Origin of the sequence: Streptomyces sp. ITFR-21, assembly GCF_031844685.1 — a bacterium.
Classification (GTDB): Bacteria; Actinomycetota; Actinomycetes; order Streptomycetales; family Streptomycetaceae; genus Actinacidiphila.
The window spans coordinates 4,014,460-4,032,796 of record NZ_CP134605.1; the positions used below are offsets into that span (position 1 = coordinate 4,014,460).

Consider the following 18,337-nt stretch of genomic DNA (forward strand, 5'->3'; position numbering starts at 1 on the left):
AGTCCGTGTGCCGCGCGCCGCCGTGCCGCCGCCTGATCCTTACTTGGGGCGATTGCCGCTTTTGGGGTCCGCGTCGGGGGTCGGGCGAGGGCGCCCGAAGGCCCATGCGAAACTTTTCACATGAGTCCTCCGCGCGCCCTCCGACGCCGCCCGCTCCGCAGTGCCGCGGCACTGGCCGGAGCCGTGGTGACGGCGCTGGCAGTCGCCGCCTGCTCCGCCGGCTCGTCCGGATCCTCCGACGGCAGCTCCAACTTCGTCGGCGGCAACGGCCAGATCACCATCGTCAAGCCCGCCGACCGCAAGCCCGCCCCCGCGCTGTCCGGCCGGACGGTGGCCGGCGGACAGGACAGCCTGGCCGCGTACAAGGGCAAGGTCGTGGTGATCAACATCTGGGGCTCCTGGTGCGCGCCCTGCCGCGCCGAGGCCCCCAACCTCGCCGCGGTCGCCGCCGCGGACCAGGCCAAGGGCGTGCAGTTCCTCGGCATCAACACCCGTGACCTGGACGTGTCCAACGCCGCCCGGTTCGACACGACGTTCCACATCCCGTATCCGAGCCTGTTCGACCCCTACGGCAAGCTGATCCTGCGCTTCCCCAAGGGCAGCCTCAACCCGCAGAGCCTGCCGGCGACGCTGGTCGTCGACCGCCAGGGCCGGGTCGCGGTACGCGCGCTGAAGGCGCTCAGCGAGGACGAGCTGCACCGGATCGTCGACCCCGTCGCCGCGGAGCGGTGACGTGGCAGCCGGCGCGCTGGCCGCCCTGGCGGCCGACTCCACCGGGTCCGTCCTCGCGGCGGACCCCAGCCAGACCGTGCTCACCGGGGCGCTGCTGGCCGCCATCCCGATCGCCGTGTTCGCCGGGCTGATCTCCTTCTTCTCGCCCTGCGTGCTGCCGCTGGTGCCCGGCTACCTCTCCTACGTGACCGGCGTCACCGGTACCGACCTCGGCGACGCCAGGCGCGGCCGGATGGTGGCCGGCGCGTCCCTGTTCGTGGTCGGCTTCAGCGCCGTGTTCGTGTCCACCGGGGCCCTGTTCGGCAACTTCGGCTGGGAACTCCAGGAGTACCGGCAGACGCTGACGAGGATCTTCGGCGCGCTCACCATCGTGCTCGGCCTGGCCTTCATGGGCCTGGTCGGCGGCATCACCCAGCGGGAGTTCCGCTTCCACTCCCGGCCGTCCATGGGGCTGGCGGGCGCGCCGCTGCTGGGCGTGCTGTTCGGCCTCGGCTGGGCGCCCTGCGTGGGTCCGACCCTCGGCGCGGTGCAGTCGCTGGCGCTGAGCGACGCCAGCGCCGGGCGCGGCGCGCTGCTGATGGTCTTCTACTGCTTCGGCCTCGGCATCCCCTTCATCGTGGCGGCCGTCGCCTTCCGCCGTACGCTGGGCGCCTTCACGTGGGTCAAACGCCACTACGCGTGGGTCGTCCGGATCGGCGGTGGCATGCTCGTCGCCGTCGGCGTGCTGCTCGTCACCGGCGTGTGGGACCACATCACTTACCAGATGCAGATCTGGTCGAGCAGCTTCACCCCAGGGATCTGACCCATGAGCATCACGCATACGCCGGACGGCGGCGCCCGGACCGACGCGCCGGAGCAGGACCGCGCCGAGGACGGTCTCGGCGCGGCCGGCGCCCAGCTGAGCACCCAGCCGGCGGACAGCCTGCACGGGCCGGCGCTCGGCGTGCTGGGCTGGCTGCGCTGGACGTGGCGGCAGCTGACCTCGATGCGGGTCGCGCTGATCCTGCTCTTCCTGCTGTCGCTGGCGGCGATCCCCGGCTCGCTGATCCCGCAGCGTTCCGACATGCTCAAGGTCGACGCCTTCCGGAAGGCGCACCCCGACGTCAGCCCGCTGTACGACCGGCTGGGCCTGTTCCACGTCTACAGCTCGCCGTGGTTCTCCGCGATCTACATCCTGCTGTTCGTCTCGCTGGCCGGCTGCATCGTGCCGCGCAGCTGGCAGTTCGTCGGGCAGCTGCGCGCCAGGCCGCCGGCCGCCCCGCGGCACCTGACCCGGCTGCCGGCGTACAGCACCTGGCGGACCGACGCGACGCCGGAGCAGGTCGCCGAGGCGGCCCGCGGCGCGCTGCGCGGCCGCCGGTTCCGTACCGCTGTCACCGGCACCTCGGTGGCGGCGGAGAAGGGATATCTGCGCGAGACCGGCAACCTGATCTTCCACGTCGCGCTGTTCGGCCTGCTGATCGGCTTCGCGCTGACCTCGCTGGAGAAGGCCGAGGGCGGCAAACTGATCGTCGAGGGCGACGGCTTCAGCAACAACCTCACCCAGTACGACGACTTCAGCGGCGGCACGCTCTACGGTGCCGACGACCTCCAGCCGTTCGGCTTCTCGCTGGACAGCTTCGACGCCGAGTACGCCACCTCCGGCCCGGAGAAGGGCACCGCGCTGATGTTCCGGGCGAACATCCACTACTGGAACGGCGCCGACGGCAAGCCCGTGAAGGGCGCCATCTCGGTCAACCACCCGCTGGAGATCGGCGGCGAGAAGATCTACCTGATCGCGCACGGCTACGCGCCGGTGGTCACCGTCAAGGACGGCCGCGGCAGCGTCACGTACCAGGGCCCGGTGCCGTTCCTGCCGCAGGACACCAACCTGACCTCCACCGGGGTGATCAAGGCGCCGGACGCGATCGGCAAGGACGGCAGGCCCGACGGGCTCGGCTTCCAGGGCATCTTCACCCCGTCCTACGCCATCGACAACGTGCAGGGTCCGCACTCGGCGTTCCCGACGCTGGTCGCCCCGGCGCTGATCCTCAACGCCTACCACGGCGACCTCGGCCTGAACTCCGGCATCCCGCAGAACGTCTACCAGCTGGAGACCCGCAACCTCACGCAGTACCGCACCGGCGACGGCCAGCCGCTGTCCGGGCTGCTCACCGTGGGCAAGACCATGCGGCTGCCCGGCGGCGGCTCGCTGACCTTCGACGGCGTCAAGCCCTGGGCCAGCTTCACCGTGTCCCACCAGTCGGGCGACGTGCTGGCCCTGGTCAGCGGGGTCTGCGCGATCCTCGGCCTGATGGGCTCGCTGTTCGTGCAGCGCCGCCGGATCTGGGTCAGGGCCGCCCCCGGCCCCGACGGCGCCACCCTGGTGGAGCTCGGCGGCCTCGGCCGCAGCGAGTCCGCCCGGATCGCCGACGAGCTGGGCGACCTCGCCCTGCAACTCCTGCCGGACGCCCCCGTGCTGGCGGACCCGCCGCCCGCGGCGGATACGCTCGCCGGGCCCGCCGACGCCCCGGCGGCCCCCGCGTACGCCGGAGGACGCGCGGAGGACACCGAGGACGCCGAGGACGCCGAGGACGCCGAGGACCACGAAGCCGGCGGCGACACCGAAGCCGCAGACCCCGAACCACCCGCGCACCAGACAGACGACGAAGGAGCCCGCGCGTGATGAACCTCGCTGCCGCGGTCAACGAGAACTTCGCGAACTACAGCAACTACCTCATCCGCTCGGCGATGTTCGTCTACGCGCTGGCCTTCCTCGCGCACCTGGCGGAGTGGGTCTTCGGCGGGCGCAGCAAGGTCGCCGTGCAGTCCGCCGCCCTCACCGCGCAGGCCGCCGCCGTGGCCGCGGCCGTGCCGCCGGCCACCGTGCGGGTCACCCGGCGCGACGGCGGCACCACCACGATCGAGCGTCCCAAGGTCGTCACCCGCTCCTCGGCCAGCGACCGGGGCATCACGGACGGCCCCGGCGCGGCCGGCGGCAGCGAGAAGGGCGACCTGTACGGGCGGATCGCGATCTCCTTCACCGTGCTGGCCTGGCTGCTGCACGTCGGCGGCGTCGCCTTCCGGGCCGCCTCGGTGCAGCGCGCCCCCTGGGGCAACATGTACGAGTTCTCCACCACCTTCGGCATGGTCGCCGTGGGCGCGTACCTGCTGCTGCTCGCGCTGGGGAAGAACGTCCGCTGGATCGGACTGTTCCTCACCACCACGGTGCTGCTGGACCTGGGCCTGGCCCTGTCGGTGCTCTACACCTCCAGCGAGCAGCTGGTGCCCGCGCTGCACTCGTACTGGCTGTGGATCCACGTCTCCTGCGCGATCATCTCCGGCGCCGTCTTCTACCTGGCCGCCGTCGGCACCCTGCTGTACCTGTTCCGCGACCACTACGAGCTGGCGCTGGCCGCCGGCCGGGCGCAGGACAACCGCTGGGGCGACGTCATGCGCCGGCTGCCGGCCGCCGCGAGCCTGGACAAGTTCGCCTACCGGATGAACGCGCTGGTCTTCCCGCTGTGGACGTTCACCATCATCGCCGGCGCGATCTGGGCGCAGGCGGCGTGGGGCCACTACTGGGAATGGGACCCGAAGGAGACCTGGTCGTTCATCACCTGGGTCGCGTACGCCGGCTACCTGCACGCCCGCGCCACCGCCGGCTGGAAGGGCCGCAAGGCCGCGTACCTGGCGCTGATCGCCTTCGGGTGCTTCCTGTTCAACTACTACGGCGTGAACATCTTCGTCACCGGCAAGCACTCGTACGCCGGGGTCTGAGCCGCGGGCCCGGGACCGGCCGGCGGCCGGCCCCGGGGCGTCTGATGCCCCGGCCCCCGGGGCCCGGCCTACCCCGGGGGCTACTCGCCATCGGACGGCGACGTGCCGTCCTCCCGCTTCTGCCGGATCAGCTCGCTGAGCGACCGCAGGAACTCCGGGTTGTCGTCGGGGGCGACGAACGTGCGCCCCCGCTCCGGCTGTTCGGGCTCGCTCCGGTCCCGGACCGGTTCGGTACGCGGTCCGCTCCGGCCGGCCTGCCCGTACGCGGAGCGCGGATAGGAGGCCGCCGTGCGCCGCTTGCCGACCATCAGCCAGGCCAGCGGCCCGACCAGGATCTCGCCGAAGAACAGGATGACCAGCACCCACAGCACCTTCGGCAGTCCCCGCACCTCCTGCTCGGGTGTGCCCAGGCAGTCCACGAAGGCGTAGATCCACAGCGTGATCAGCAGCACGTACGGCAGATAGTGCATCATCGGGCCCCCACGTCTCCTCACGTCCCCCACGTTCGTCAACCCTTGACCCGGCCAGGTTAGCCAGCGCCGCCCGGCGGCGGGCCCCGCGGGCGGGATCGGCGACCACGGGGTGGAAGACTGGGCGCATGGCTTACGACGACCTCCGCTCGTTCCTGCGGGCTTTGGAGAAGGACGGCGACCTGCGGCGGATCGGCGTCGAGGTGGACCCGTATCTGGAGGTCGGCGAGATCACCGACCGCGTCAACAAGGCCGGCGGGCCCGCGCTGCTCTTCGAGAACGTGCGCGGCTCGCTCGCCCCGCTGGCCATGAACGTCTACGGCACCGACCGCCGGCTGCTCAAGGCGCTCGGCCTGTCGGCGTACACCGACATCGGCGACAAGATCGCCGGCCTGCTCAAGCCCGAACTGCCGCACGGCTTCGTCGGGGTCCGGGAGGCCTTCGGCAAGCTCGCCGGGATGACGCACGTGCCGCCGAAGAAGGTCAGGTCCGCCGACGCGCCCGTGCAGGAGGTGGTGCTCACCGGCGACGACGTGGACCTGGACCGGCTGCCGGCCCTCTTCACCTGGCCGCAGGACGGCGGGTCCTTCTTCAACCTCGGCCTGACCCACACCAAGGACCCGGAAAGCGGCGTCCGCAACCTCGGCCTCTACCGGCTCCAGCGGCACGACCGCACCACCGTCGGCATGCACTGGCAGATCCACAAGGACAGCCGTAACCACTACCAGGTGGCCCAGCGGCGCGGCGAGCGGCTGCCGGTCGCCATCGCCTTCGGCTGCCCGCCCGCGGTGACGTACGCCGCCACCGCGCCGCTGCCCGGCGACATCGACGAGTACCTGTTCGCCGGCTTCGTGCAGGGCCGGCGGGTGGAGACGGTGGACTGCAAAACCGTGCCGCTCCAGGTGCCGGCCGCCGCCGAGGTGGTGCTCGAGGGCTGGCTGGAGCCCGGCCGGACCCTGCCGGAGGGGCCGTTCGGCGACCACACCGGCTTCTACACCCCGCAGGAGCCGTTCCCGGCCCTCACCATCGACTGCGTGACGATGCGCAGGCGCCCGGTGTTCCAGTCGATCGTGGTCGGCCGGCCGCCCACCGAGGACGGGCCGCTGGGCCGGGCCACCGAGCGGTTCTTCCTGCCGCTGCTCAAGATCATCGTGCCCGACATCGTGGACTACCACCTGCCCGAGGCGGGCGGCTTCCACAACTGCGCGATCATCTCGATCGACAAGAAGTACCCCAAGCACGCGCAGAAGACGATGCACGCCGTCTGGGGCGCCCACATGATGTCCCTGACCAAGCTGATCGTGGTCGTCGACGCCGACTGCGACGTGCACGATCTGCACGAGGTTGCCTGGCGGGCGCTCGGCAACACCGACTACGGCCGCGACCTGACCGTCGTCGACGGCCCGGTCGACCACCTCGACCACGCCTCCTACCAGCAGTTCTGGGGCGGCAAGGCGGGTATCGACGCGACCCGTAAGCTGCCGGGGGAGGGCTACACCCGCGACGGCGGCTGGCCGGAGATGGTCGTCTCCGACCCCGGTACACACGACCTGGTGACCAAACGGTGGAGGGAGTACGGCTTGTGAGCGCCACCACACCGGACCTTTTCGAGTCCGGGCCCCGGCCCGACGGCAGGGTACGCGCGTTCCTGCGGCTGGTGATGATCGAGCACTCGGTGTTCGCGCTGCCGTTCGCGTACATCGCCGCGCTGACCGCGATGTTCCGCGACGACGGCCAGGTGCACTGGGTCGAACTGCTGCTGATCACCGTGGCGATGGTGGGCCTGCGGACCTTCGCGATGGCCTGCAACCGGATCATCGACCGGGAGATCGACGCCCGCAACCCCCGTACCGCCGGGCGCGAACTCGTCACCGGGGCGCTGTCGGTGCGCTCGGCGTGGACCGGCGCGCTGGTCGCGGTGGTGGTCTTCCTGGGGGCCGCCGCGCTGCTCAACCCGCTGTGTCTGGCGCTGGCGCCGGTCGCGGTGGTGCCGATGGTGGTCTACCCGTACGGGAAACGTTTCACCGACTTCCCGCACGCGATCCTGGGCCTGGCGCAGGCGATGGGCCCGATCGGCGCCTGGCTGGCGGTCACCGGGACCTGGTCGTGGGACGCGGTGATCCTGGGCCTGGCGGTCGGGGTCTGGATCGGCGGCTTCGACCTGATCTTCGGCTGCCAGGACGTGGCCGCCGACCGGGCGCACGGCGTGAAGTCGGTTCCGGCCCGCTTCGGCATCGCGGGCGCGCTGCACGGCGCCCGGGTCTGTCACGCGGTCACCACCGCGCTGCTGGTCTGGTACGGCCTGGCCACGCACGCCGGCGGGTTCTGGTGGGTGGGCCTGGCGGTCGTCGCGGGCGCGTTCCTCTACGAGCACTCGATCGTCAGGCCGCACGACCTGAGCCGGCTCAACCGGGCGTTCTTCACGGTGAACGGCGTGATCGGCATCACGCTCTTCGTCTTCGCGCTGGGCGACCTGATCGGGCGCGGCCTGGGGGCGTGAGCCCCGGCCGCGCCCGGCGGCCCGGCTACGGCAGCGGGCTGTAGCTGAAGTAGCCGGTGCTGGAGTCGTCCTCAGCGGCGGTGGCGGGGGTGCCGCCGCCGCTCCCGGTGTCCGGGCCGGGGGCGGACCCGGAGCCCGTGGCGCTGTCGTTGCTGTCGTTGCTGTCGTCGGTGCCGCCGCTGCCGGGCAGCAGCCCGGAGGTGAACAGGCCCGCCAGGTCCGCGGGGTCGAGCGCCTTGGCGTCGGCCGGCGCGGTGACCGCGGCGGCGCCGCTGTCGAAGGTCACGACCAGCGGCAGGGTGCCGGGGTGCGCCGCGCCGTCGAACTGGGCGACGTCGACGGTGACCGCCGACACGGCGCCGTTCTTGACGGCCACGTCAGCGGTGACGGCCTTGTCCGGCACGGCGTCCAACTCCTTGAGCTGCCCGCCGGAGAAGCCCGGCACGTCCTTGAGGGCCGAGGCCAGCGGGCTCTTGAGCGCCTTGGCGAGCTGCCGGGCCGGGACGGTGACCTGGACGTGGTCGGTGCCGCCGCGGCTGCCGAGGTCCTTGAAGACGGCGTCGCCGGCCAGCGCGTTCTCCAGCGCGGCGAGCAGCCGCGTCTGCGACCGCGCGTCCGGCTCGGGGGCGGCGCCGGAGCCGGTGAACATCCCGAGGGTGTCGAGGAGCTTCTGGTCGACGCTGATCCACCGGCCGTCGAAGGCGTCCTCGACCGCGCCGAGCGAGGCGGGCAGGTGGCCGGAGCCGTCCAGGAGGCGGTTCAGGCCGCTGAGGCCGCCGCCGTCCTTCGGGCCGCCGCCGGTGCCGCCGCTCTTTCCGCCGTCGCCGCCGGAGAGGGTGCTGTCCGCCTTCGCCAGGCCCTTGACGTCGGCCCGCACGTACAGGGTGCCCGCGATCCGCCGGACCTCGACCAGGTTCTTTCTGCCCGCCGCGTCGTCGGAGACCGCGACGGCGACCGAGACGTCCTTGTCGCCGGCCTGGAGCCGTCCGAGCGGCCGGTCGGCGCTGACCGCGTACCGGGCCCGCAGGTCCGCCAGCGACCGGGCGTCGTCCCTGGTGAAGCCGTCCTCGCCGCGCAGGACCGCGTAGATCCGGTCGGCCGGGGCGTCGAAGGAGACATCGAGGGTCAGCGACTTCTGCTCGCCCAGCGCGGTGAAGGCGTCGCGCACCGTGCCCTGGTGGTTGGCCTGGGCCGTCCCGCAGGCCGCGGAGCCGGCGGCGATCAGCGCCACCACCCCCGCGGCGGTGAGGCCCTTGCGCTTGGTGACGATGACGGCTCCCTGGTCGCTGGGAAAACATGACGATACGGCTACGACGGGAGACTACCGACGAGGGTTGTCTGAACCCGACCGGATTTCACGGCGGACCGGCCCGGGTTCACACCGGGTCGGCGCCGACCGCCCGCTCCCGCTCGCGGAACAGGAAGGCCGCCGCCACCCCGCCGATCAGCCCGAACAGGTGGCCCTGCCAGGACACGCCCGTCGCACTCGGCAGCACACCCCACAGGATCGAGCCGTAGAAGACGCCCACGATCAGCCCGACCACGATGTCCAGCGCCCGCCGGTCCACGAAGCCGCGCACCAGCAGATAGCCGAACAGGCCGAAGATCAGCCCGGAGGCGCCCGCGGTGTTGGTGTGCGCCGGCGCCACCAGCCACACTCCGAGGCCGCCGATCACGATGACGGTGAAGGCCACCGCCAGGAAGCGGCCTATGCCGCGCAGTGCCGCGATGAAGCCCAGCACCAGCAGGGGCAGGCTGTTGGACGCCACGTGCTCGAACCCGAAGTGGGTGAACGCGGACGGCACGACGTCCAGCAGCTCGCCGCTCCTGCGCGGGGTGATGCCGAGGGTGTCCAGCCGGTGCCCGGCGATCACGTCGACCGCCTCCAGCACCCACAGCAGCGCCACCCACGACAGCATCAGCACCGCCGCGGTGGTCACCCGGCCGCCGGCCCGCAGCGACCCCAGCACCGTGTCCGCCAGGCCCGTCCGGGGCCGCGCCGCGCGCCGACCGGTCGAGCCGTATGTCCCGTATGTCACCGAAACCCCCCTGCGGTCCAGTGGTCCTCCACTGGACCAACGTGCCCGGCGCGCGTCCCGGTTCCCGCGCGGACGGCCTGATCACGCTACCCACCGGCGCGGCGGTTACGCTCGACGGCGTGGAGCAGACCAGGCGCACCCCGTGGATCGTGGGCGTATCCGGTGCCTCGGGCACACCGTACGCGGCCGCGGTGCTGCGCGCGCTGCTGCGCGCCGGCGAGCAGGTGGACCTGGTGGTCAGCCGGGCCGCCCGGCTCACCCTGCTGGACGAGACCGGTGGCGCGTTCCGCGACGCGCACTGGCCCGACGACCTGGCCCGCTGGCTGGCCCGCGGCGCCGACGGCACCCCGGACGCCTTCCGGCGCGGCCTGCCCGACCTGTCGGCGGTGCGGTACTGGCCGGCCGGCGACCTGGCCGCCGGACCGTCCTCCGGGTCGTACCCGGCCAAGGGCATGCTGATCGTCCCGGCCAGCACCGCCAGCGTCGCCGGGGTGGCGCTCGGCCTGTCCAAGGACCTGCTGCAGCGGTCCGCCTCGGTGACGCTCAAGGAGCGCCGGCCGCTGGTGGTCGCGGTGCGCGAGACCCCGCTCGGCGGCCAGACCCTGCGGCACCTGGTCGCGCTGGACGACGCGGGCGCGGTCGTGCTGCCCGCCTCGCCCGCCTTCTACGCCGGCGCCACCCACATCCAGGACCTGGTGGACTTCGTGGCCGGCCGGGCGCTGGACGCCGCGGGAGTACCCCACCGGCTGTACCGGCGCTGGCGCGGCGAGCTGGGCGGGGGCGCGCCCGGCGGCGCGGCGGACGCGGGCCGCGGCGGCGGCGCGGGCCGGGCCGATTCGGCGATGGAAGAGCAGATGCACAGGGCGTAGCCCCGTTCATGCCTTAGATTCTTGTCCGGACAGCGCAGTCACGGCACGAACGGGAGGTTCCCCTCAGATGGACGTGGTGGACAGACGGCTCATCCAGGCGTTGCGTGAGAACGGCCGCGCCTCGTACGCGGAGCTGGGCCGGCTCGTGGGTCTGTCGGGGCCGAGCGTCACCGACCGGATCAACCGCCTGGAACAGGCCGGGGTGATCACCGGCTACCGCGCCACCGTCGCGCCCGCCGCCCTCGGCCTCGGCGTCACCGCGCTGGTCGGCCTCCAGCTGTCCGACGCCGCCGACCACGAGGAAGTGGCCCTGCGGCTGCGCGACCTGGACGAGATCGAGGACTGCTGGTTCATCGCCGGCGACGACTCGTACATGCTCAAGGTGCGGGTGGGCGACGTGGACGGCCTGGAGCACACCATCCGCCGGCTGTCCGGCACCAAGGGCGTGGCCAGGACCCGTACCACGGTCGTGCTGTCCACCAAGTGGGAGAACCGGGTCGGTCAGCTCCCGGAAGAGGTCTGAGCGTAAGGTCGGACGGGCCCGTCAGGGCGACCGCGGAGAAGGAGAGACATGGACGCTGGGCTCAAGCGCGAGCTGGAGGAGAAGGTCCACGCCGGCGAGCGGCTGACCCGGGAGGACGGCATCGCCCTCTACGAGTCCGACGACCTGGCCTGGCTGGGCGGCCTCGCGCACCACGTGCGCACCCGGATGAACGGTGACGTGGTCCACTTCAACGTCAACCGGCACCTGAACATGACGAACGTGTGCACCGCGTCGTGCGCGTACTGCTCCTTCCAGCGCAAGCCGGGCGAGAAGGACGCGTACACCATGCGGATCGAGGAGGCCGTCCGGCTGGCCAAGGCGATGGAGGCGGACAGCCTCACCGAGCTGCACATCGTCAACGGCCTGCACCCGACGCTGCCGTGGCGCTACTACCCGCGCTCGCTGAAGGCCCTCAAGGAGGCGCTGCCGCAGGTCTCGCTCAAGGCGTTCACCGCCACCGAGATCCACCACTTCGAGACCATCTCGGGCCTGACCGCCTCCGAGATCCTGGACGAACTCATCGACGCCGGCCTGGAGTCGCTGACCGGCGGCGGCGCCGAGATCTTCGACTGGGAGGTCCGGCAGCACATCGTGGACCACCGCACCCACTGGGAGGACTGGTCCCGCATCCACCGGCTGGCGCACGAGAAGGGCCTCAAGACGCCCTGCACGATGCTCTACGGCCACATCGAGGAGCCCCGGCACCGGGTGGACCACGTCCTGCGGCTGCGTGAACTCCAGGACGAGACCGGCGGTTTCCAGGTCTTCATCCCGCTGCGCTACCAGCACGACTTCGTGGACATGAAGGACGGCAAGGTCCGCAACACCCTCCAGGCCCGGACCACGATGGCGACCGGCGCGGAGGCGCTCAAGACCTTCGCGGTCTCCCGGCTGCTGTTCGACAACGTGCCGCACGTGAAGGTGTTCTGGGTCATGCACGGCCTGTCCACCGCGCAACTCGCGCTCAACCACGGCGCCGACGACATGGACGGCTCGGTGGTCGAGTACAAGATCACCCACGACGCCGACGACTACGGCACGCCCAACAAGCTGACCAGGGACGACATCCTGGACCTGATCCGGGACGCGGGCTTCCGGCCGGTCGAGCGCAACACCCGGTACGAGATCATCCGGGAGTACCCGGGCCCGGACGGCGACCGGCGGGAGTCGCCGCAGCCGATGCGGGTGTGACGAGCGAGACACAGGGAGCGTCCAGGGGCCGGTGACACTCCGCCGGGGGTGGTGGCTAGGATCGGCCCATGTCCCTTACCTGCCAGTTGGACCCGGTACTCGACGACGAGTTGCGGGACGGCGTCCTCGCGCTCTGGACCGAGGTCTCCGACGCGGGCGGCGCCGTCGGCTTCGTGCCGCCGGTCACCGCCGAGGACATCCGCCCCGATCTCGACGCGTCGTTCGCGGCGACCGCGGCGGGACAGCGGCGGCTGCTGGTCGGGCGCGACGAGGAGGGGCGGGTCGCCGCGACCGCCTTCCTCGGGTACAACACCCACCGGCTGATGACGCACTGGCTGTGGGTCTGCACGGTGATGGTGCACCCCCGCCACCAGGGCAAGGGGTACGGCCGTACGCTGATGGCCGCCGCCGAGCAGGCGGCCCGCACCTTCCACGGCATCGAGGCGATCCGGCTGACCTGCCGGGGCGGCACCGGGGTGGACCTTTTCTACGGCACCTGCGGGTACAAGGAGGTCGGGCGGGTGCCCGGGGCGATCCGGGTCTCGCCGGGGGACGACCGGGACGAGATCTACATGGTGCTTACTCTCTGAGGCGGGCGGGTTCCGACGCGGGCGGGTTCCGGCGCGAACAAGCTCTGACGCGGGTGGGCTCTGAAGGGGCGGGCCCTGCGGCGGGCGGTCCGGTCCCGGTCCGCCGGGCGGCGGCGGCCCGGAGCTCCCGGCCGGGAGCTCCGGGACCAGGGTTCCGGGCGCGGGCCGCGGGGTGCCGGTCGCGGAAGCGCGGGGCGCCCTGCCCGACAGATCCACAGCGGCGCGTGCTTCACTGGAGCCATGTTCCGTTACACCGCCCTGCGCTTCGGCCTCATCGTCGTCTGCTTCGGCGTCATCTGGGGGCTGGTGGAACTGCGCCTGCTGCCGGCCGGGCTCGGTGACTCCAACTTCCTCTGGGTCGCGCTGCTCGCCCTCATCGTCTCCGCCCCGCTCAGCTGGGTACTGCTGCGCGGCGCCCGCGAACAGGCCGCCCTCAAGGTCTCCCAGCGGGTCGAACGCACTCGCCTCAACCTTGCCGCCAGCGCCGGCCAGGAGGACGAGGCCGACGACGCCGCCCGTGCCGCGGCCTCCCACGACACCGAGCCGCACACGGCCTGACGGCGCCGACCGCCGCTCCGTCCGCCTGTCCGCCGGCTCGGCGCGTCTGTCCGTCCGTCTGTCCGTCCGCCGCGGGAAGGCTTGCGCGCGTCGCGCACTGCTGTCGCCCAGCTGACCGCCGAGGGCGCCGAACTGCCGGACGCGCCGGTCACCGGGCGCCGGCAGCGGCTGACCCCGGACACCACCGCCACCGTGATCTACACCTCCGGCACCACCGGCTGCCCCAAGGGCTGCGTGCTGAGCCACGGCGACTTCTTCGCCGGGGTCGACAACGCCATCGAGCTGCTCTACCGGGTGTCCAGGTCGGACAGCGCCGAACCGACCGCCACGCTGCTGTTCCTGCCGCTGTCCCACGTCTTCGGCCGGATGGTCGCGCTCGGCTGTGCCCGCGCCCGGGTCCGGCTCGGCCACGCGCCCAGCATCGCCACCGAGGACCTGCCGGCCGACCTGGCAGGCTTTCGGCCGACGTTTCTGCTGGCCATCCCGTACGTGCGCGGAGCTGTACGCGGGGCGCCGCTGAGGCGGACCGCCGCCGGACGGGATCCGGGGCCGGCGGGGTCGGTGGCAACGGGGTCGGTGGCGGCGGGCCGGTGGGTCGGCGGGCGGCCGGGTCGCCGGAAAAAGAGGCAGGGGCCCCGCTGTGTGCGGGGCCCCTTGGTACTGCAGGTTCTGGGCGCGATCGCGCCGGTGGAAAACCGGACTAGCGGGAAACTAGTTCGGGGTGACGTTCTCCGCCTGCGGGCCCTTTGGGCCCTGGGTGACGTCGAAGGTCACCGGCTGGTTCTCCTCGAGGGAGCGGAAGCCGGAGGCGTTGATCGCGGAGTAGTGAACGAAGACATCCGGGCCGCCGCCGTCCTGGGCGATGAAGCCGAAGCCCTTTTCAGCGTTGAACCACTTCACGGTTCCGGTAGCCATAAAGCCCTCCTTGGGCCCAAAGGGTTGCCCTGCTCCAGAACCTGCAACTGCGAAGTCTGAAAATTACAAAAGCCTGCGGGTTACATGCTCCGCAGGCTTTAGTACTGCAAGGAAACCAAACTGCAACTTGCGTCGAGCCTAGCATGGGCATCTTGGCTGCGGAAGGGCGGGAAGATCTCTCTTCCGCGGGTCGCCGCGCAGGCCGGGGCCGGTGGCGCCCCGGATCGGGCGCCGGCGGGGGACAGGCGCGGACATCGGGTGACAAAGGCCATACGGCGCGTCCGGCTCACCCCGGCGCGGACCCGCCAGGACGCAGGAGTAGCGTCCGCGATATGGACACATCTGCGCATGGCGACGTGGCGGGGAACCCGGCCGGGAGCGCGGCCGGCGCCGTCCGCCCCCGGGTGGGCCACATCCAGTTCCTGAACTGCGTACCGCTTTACTGGGGTCTGGCCAGAACCGGGGCGCTGCTGGACCTGGAGCTGACCAAGGACACTCCGGAGAAGCTCAGCGCGCAGCTCGTCGAGGGCCGGCTCGACATCGGCCCGGTCACCCTCATGGAGTACCTGCGGCACGCCGACGAGCTCGTCGCGCTGCCGGACATCGCGGTCGGCTGCGACGGGCCGGTGATGTCGTGCGTGATCGTCAGCCAGGTGCCGCTGGAGCGGCTCGACGGGGAGCGGGTCGCCCTCGGCTCCACCAGCCGCACCTCGGTCCGGCTGGCCGAACTGCTGCTCACCGAGCGGTACGGGGTGGCGCCGGACTACTACCGCTGCCCGCCCGACCTCTCGCTGATGATGCGGGAGGCCCAGGCCGCGGTCCTGATCGGCGACGCGGCCCTGCGCGCGTCCCTGCACGACGCCCCCCGGCTCGGCCTGGAGGTCCACGACCTCGGCCAGATGTGGAAGGACTGGACCGGCCTCCCCTTCGTCTTCGCCGTCTGGGCCGTCCGCCGCGACTACCTCGCCGCCCACCCCCGTGCCGTCCACGACGTCCACCGCGCCTTCCTCGCCTCCCGCGACCTCTCCCTCGAAGAGGTCGCCAAGGTCGCCGAGCAGGCCGCCCGCTGGGAAGCCTTCGACGAGACCCTCCTGCGCCGCTACTTCACCACCCTCGACTTCTCCCTGGGCCCCGACCAGCTCACCGGCATCGCCGAATTCGCCCACCGCGTCGGCTTCCCCCCCTCCACCCGCGTCGCCCTCCTCCCCTTTTCCTGACCGGGCCCTGGTCCCCGTCCGGCGGTTCAGTGCGGCGGCGCGAGCGTCACCTACCGTGACGATCTCGGGAACCTCCCTGCTCAAGCCCGTCATTTCACGTACGGGAATCCGTACGCATCCCGGTACCGTTCGCCGGCTCATGTCGGCACCCCCGCGTTCGACCGCGATCCCCGCCCCGGCGCCGCCGCGACGGCGACCGGGGCCGACCCGGGTTCGGGCGGGGCGGTAGGTTGGCGGGTCTGCGGGCCGTCGGACGGGTTCGCGACTCAGGAGCCACGGGGGTCGAACCTGCGGCACGTCAACGGAAGGCCCGAGCCGGTATGGCCAACGTCAACGTCACGTATCAGGACATGAGGGATGCGGCGGCCAAGCTGCGGACCGGCCAGCACGAGATCACCGAGAAGCTGCAGACACTCCAGAAGTACGTGCGGGACCTGGTGAACGGCGGCTACGTGACGGACCGCTCGTCGAGGCAGTTCGACCAGTCGTACAGCGAGTTCAACACCGGTGCCACCAAGACCATCGAGGGCATCGACGGCATGGCGAAGTTCCTGGAGAGCGCGGCCGACGCGTTCCAGCAGGCGGACGAGCAGCTGGCCAAGGGACTCGGCGGCTGACCGGGGTCGTCCACAGGGCGCGGCGTCCCTTCGGATGGCGGCTGACCGGCTGGCGTACGCTGGCCTGGTCCGCCCCACCCCCTCCGAAGGGACCGCCCCGGTGACTTCTCCGACCTTCCCGGTCTCCGCGGCCAGCGACCTCGCCGCCGTCCTCGACCGCGCCGCCCAGGGCGGCCGGGTCACCCCGGAAGAGGCGCTGGAGCTGTACCGTTCGGCCCCGCTGCACGCCCTCGGCTCCGCCGCCGACGCGATCCGCCGCCGCAGGTACGCGGGCATCGAGCACATCGCCACCTACATCATCGAACGCAACATCAACTACACGAACGTCTGCGTGACGGCGTGCAAGTTCTGCGCGTTCTACGCGGCCCCCAAGGACACCGACAAGGGCTGGAGCCGCGGCCTGGACGACATCCTGCGGCGCTGCGCCGAGACCGTCCGGCTGGGCGGCACCCAGATCATGTTCCAGGGCGGCCACCACCCCGACTACGGCGTCGAGTACTACGAGGAGCACTTCGCCGCGATCAAGCGGGAGTTCCCCCAGCTGGTCATCCACTCGCTGGGCGCCTCCGAGGTCGAGCACATGTCCCGCATCTCCGGCGTCACCGCCGAGGAGGCCATCCGCCGGATCCACGCCGCCGGCCTCGACTCCTTCGCCGGCGCCGGCGCCGAACTGCTCCCCGAGCGGCCCCGCAAGGCCATCGCCCCGCTCAAGGAGTCCGGCGAGCGCTGGCTGGAGATCATGGAGACCGCCCACCGCCTGGGCGTCGAGTCCACCTCCACCATGCTGATGGGCACCGGCGAGACCAACGCCGAGCGGATCGAGCACCTGCGGATGATCCGCGACGTCCAGGACCGCACCGGCGGCTTCCGCGCCTTCATCCCGTACACCTACCAGCCCGAGAACAACCACCTGAAGGGTCAGACACAGGCCACCCTCTTCGAGTACCTGCGGATGATCGCCATCGCCCGGATCTTCCTGGACAACGTGGCCCACATCCAGGGCTCCTGGCTCACCACCGGCAAGGAGGTCGGCCAGCTGTCGCTGCACTACGGCGCCGACGACCTCGGCTCGGTGATGCTGGAGGAGAACGTGGTGTCCTCCGCCGGCGCCCGGCACCGCTCCAACCGGATGGAGCTGATCCACCTGATCCGCGCCGCCGGACGGGTCCCGGCGCAGCGCGCGACCACATACGAGCACCTGGTCGTGCACGACGACCCGGCCGACGACCCGGTGGACGACCAGGTGGTCTCCCACCTGTCCTCGACCGCGATCGAGGGCGGCACCGCCCACCCCGAGCTGAAGCTGCTGGTCGCGGAGCGCTGAGCGGACCGGGGGCGGCGCCCCCGGGGCCGTCCGGGGCGCTGCGACCCGCGGGCCGTACGCCGCATAGGGTGGGCGGGTGACCCGCGCCTCATTGGAAAAGCAGCCGCAGGAAGTCGCCGCGATGTTCGACGGCGTCGCGGCCAGGTACGACCTGACGAACGATGTGCTGTCGCTGGGCCAGGCCCGCCTGTGGCGGCGGGCCGTGGCGCAGGCGCTGGACGTTCGGCCCGGCGAACGGGTGCTGGACCTGGGCGCGGGCACCGGCACCTCCTCGCTGCCGTTCGTCGGGGCCGGCGCCGAGGTCGTACCGTGCGACTTCTCCCTCGGCATGCTCAGGGAGGGAAAGAAGCGCCACCCCGAGCTGCCCCTGACCGCCGGGGACGCGACCCGGCTGCCGTTCGCCGACGGGTCGTTCGACGCGGTCACCATCTCCTTCGCGTTGCGCAACGTGCACGACACGGACGCGGCGCTGCGCGAGATGCGGCGGGTGGCCAGGCCCGGCGGGCGACTGGTGATCTGCGAGTTCAGCCACCCGACGCTGAAGCCGCTGCGCACGCTGTACACGGAGTACCTGATGCGGGCACTGCCGTCGCTCGCGGAGAAGGTGAGCAGCAACCCGGACGCGTACGTCTACCTCGCCGAGTCGATCCGCGCCTGGCCCGACCAGAAGGGACTGGCCGGGCGGTTGCAGGGCGCGGGCTGGTCCGCGGTGGCCTGGCGGAACCTCACCGGCGGGATCGTCGCGCTGCACCGGGGTACCAAGCGGGACGCGTAGCGCGCGGGCGGGCACGTGCCGCGTTGACAACCGGCCGCACGTGGCCCGGACCCGGCCGTCATCGACCTGGGCGTTGTCCAGCCGCCGCGGCTCGGCGGGCAGGGGCCGGACGGGACGCGGAAACACCGCTGGGCGCGGGCCGGAGCGGCGCCCGCGCCCCGCGCCTCATAGACTCGGCCCGTACCGTTGTGGCCCCGTGCAGCGACAGCGGCCCGCACCAGCATCTCGCACCACCCC

At 72.0% G+C, this 18,337-nt stretch carries 19 protein-coding genes and 1 pseudogene; 16 read left to right on the forward strand and 4 right to left on the reverse strand.

Features of this window, described 5'->3' with window-relative positions; all coding sequences use genetic code 11:
* The first annotated feature begins 120 nt into the window (after positions 1-120).
* From RLT57_RS17640 to ccsB, 4 genes are read left to right on the forward strand one after another with little or no spacing between them, the layout of a single operon-like run.
* Positions 121-732 (forward strand): TlpA family protein disulfide reductase, encoded by a 612-nt coding sequence (locus tag RLT57_RS17640; protein ID WP_311298358.1) that lies wholly within the window; start codon positions 121-123, stop codon positions 730-732.
* 1 nt (position 733) lies between these two features.
* The gene (locus tag RLT57_RS17645; RefSeq protein ID WP_399128881.1) at positions 734-1,534 is read left to right on the forward strand and encodes a cytochrome c biogenesis CcdA family protein; all 801 of its coding nucleotides are present in this window, start codon (positions 734-736) and stop codon (positions 1,532-1,534) included.
* 3 nt (positions 1,535-1,537) lie between these two features.
* Complete coding sequence (gene resB / locus RLT57_RS17650) at positions 1,538-3,397, forward strand: cytochrome c biogenesis protein ResB (RefSeq protein ID WP_311298359.1); 1,860 nt, start codon at positions 1,538-1,540, stop codon at positions 3,395-3,397.
* Positions 3,397-4,491 carry a c-type cytochrome biogenesis protein CcsB gene (ccsB, locus tag RLT57_RS17655; RefSeq protein ID WP_311300755.1) on the forward strand — a complete coding sequence of 365 codons (1,095 nt, stop codon included), beginning with the start codon at positions 3,397-3,399 and terminating at the stop codon, positions 4,489-4,491. The genes resB and ccsB overlap by 1 nt, the downstream gene beginning before the upstream one ends.
* 80 nt (positions 4,492-4,571) lie before the next feature.
* Here the strand turns inward: ccsB and RLT57_RS17660 are convergent, their stop codons facing one another.
* Positions 4,572-4,964 (reverse strand): PLD nuclease N-terminal domain-containing protein, encoded by a 393-nt coding sequence (locus tag RLT57_RS17660; protein ID WP_311298360.1) that lies wholly within the window; start codon positions 4,962-4,964, stop codon positions 4,572-4,574.
* A 125-nt stretch (positions 4,965-5,089) separates the two neighbouring features.
* Here RLT57_RS17660 and RLT57_RS17665 point away from each other — a divergent pair, with 125 nt between their 5' ends.
* Entirely contained in the window at positions 5,090-6,547 is a 1,458-nt protein-coding gene (locus tag RLT57_RS17665) for a menaquinone biosynthesis decarboxylase (RefSeq protein WP_311298361.1), read from the forward strand.
* Positions 6,544-7,461 (forward strand): menaquinone biosynthesis prenyltransferase MqnP, encoded by a 918-nt coding sequence (mqnP, locus tag RLT57_RS17670; protein ID WP_311298362.1) that lies wholly within the window; start codon positions 6,544-6,546, stop codon positions 7,459-7,461. The genes RLT57_RS17665 and mqnP overlap by 4 nt, the downstream gene beginning before the upstream one ends.
* A gap of 25 nt (positions 7,462-7,486) precedes the next feature.
* Here the strand turns inward: mqnP and RLT57_RS17675 are convergent, their stop codons facing one another.
* On the reverse strand, positions 7,487-8,695 hold the full coding sequence (locus RLT57_RS17675; protein ID WP_311298363.1) for a hypothetical protein: 1,209 nt from the start codon (positions 8,693-8,695) through the stop codon (positions 7,487-7,489).
* Between the two features lie 142 nt (positions 8,696-8,837).
* On the reverse strand, positions 8,838-9,380 hold the full coding sequence (locus RLT57_RS17680; protein WP_311300756.1) for a rhomboid family intramembrane serine protease: 543 nt from the start codon (positions 9,378-9,380) through the stop codon (positions 8,838-8,840).
* Positions 9,381-9,619: 239 nt separating this feature from the next.
* On the opposite strand from RLT57_RS17680, the gene RLT57_RS17685 reads away from it, so the two are divergent.
* The 6 genes and pseudogenes from RLT57_RS17685 to RLT57_RS17710 all read left to right on the forward strand — a co-directional run.
* Positions 9,620-10,369: a UbiX family flavin prenyltransferase gene (locus RLT57_RS17685; protein ID WP_311298364.1), complete on the forward strand. Its 750-nt coding sequence runs from the start codon at positions 9,620-9,622 to the stop codon at positions 10,367-10,369.
* A gap of 67 nt (positions 10,370-10,436) precedes the next feature.
* Positions 10,437-10,892, forward strand: coding sequence for an Lrp/AsnC family transcriptional regulator (locus RLT57_RS17690; protein WP_311298365.1), 456 nt, complete (start codon positions 10,437-10,439; stop codon positions 10,890-10,892).
* 48 nt (positions 10,893-10,940) lie between these two features.
* Positions 10,941-12,104, forward strand: a complete 1,164-nt coding sequence (gene mqnE, locus RLT57_RS17695) for an aminofutalosine synthase MqnE (protein WP_311298366.1) — start codon at positions 10,941-10,943, stop codon at positions 12,102-12,104.
* A 68-nt stretch (positions 12,105-12,172) separates the two neighbouring features.
* Positions 12,173-12,694, forward strand: a complete 522-nt coding sequence (locus tag RLT57_RS17700) for a GNAT family N-acetyltransferase (RefSeq protein WP_311298367.1) — start codon at positions 12,173-12,175, stop codon at positions 12,692-12,694.
* 240 nt (positions 12,695-12,934) lie between these two features.
* Positions 12,935-13,252, forward strand: coding sequence for a DUF4229 domain-containing protein (locus RLT57_RS17705; RefSeq protein ID WP_311298368.1), 318 nt, complete (start codon positions 12,935-12,937; stop codon positions 13,250-13,252).
* Positions 13,253-13,387: 135 nt separating this feature from the next.
* Positions 13,388-13,744 (forward strand): annotated as a pseudogene (locus tag RLT57_RS17710) (AMP-binding protein); the annotation flags it as partial.
* A gap of 219 nt (positions 13,745-13,963) precedes the next feature.
* Here the strand turns inward: RLT57_RS17710 and RLT57_RS17715 are convergent.
* Entirely contained in the window at positions 13,964-14,167 is a 204-nt protein-coding gene (locus tag RLT57_RS17715) for a cold-shock protein (protein ID WP_033177709.1), read from the reverse strand.
* Positions 14,168-14,499: 332 nt separating this feature from the next.
* Between RLT57_RS17715 and RLT57_RS17720 the strand changes: the two genes are divergently transcribed.
* The 4 genes from RLT57_RS17720 (at position 14,500) to RLT57_RS17735 (ending at position 18,100) form a co-directional block, all read left to right on the forward strand.
* Positions 14,500-15,384, forward strand: a complete 885-nt coding sequence (locus RLT57_RS17720) for a menaquinone biosynthetic enzyme MqnA/MqnD family protein (protein WP_311298369.1) — start codon at positions 14,500-14,502, stop codon at positions 15,382-15,384.
* A 320-nt stretch (positions 15,385-15,704) separates the two neighbouring features.
* Positions 15,705-16,001: a WXG100 family type VII secretion target gene (locus RLT57_RS17725; protein ID WP_311298370.1), complete on the forward strand. Its 297-nt coding sequence runs from the start codon at positions 15,705-15,707 to the stop codon at positions 15,999-16,001.
* A gap of 49 nt (positions 16,002-16,050) precedes the next feature.
* Positions 16,051-17,325, forward strand: a complete 1,275-nt coding sequence (gene mqnC / locus RLT57_RS17730; RefSeq protein ID WP_399129874.1) for a cyclic dehypoxanthinyl futalosine synthase — start codon at positions 16,051-16,053, stop codon at positions 17,323-17,325.
* Between the two features lie 76 nt (positions 17,326-17,401).
* Entirely contained in the window at positions 17,402-18,100 is a 699-nt protein-coding gene (locus RLT57_RS17735; RefSeq protein WP_311298372.1) for a demethylmenaquinone methyltransferase, read from the forward strand.
* The last annotated feature ends 237 nt before the right edge of the window (positions 18,101-18,337 follow it).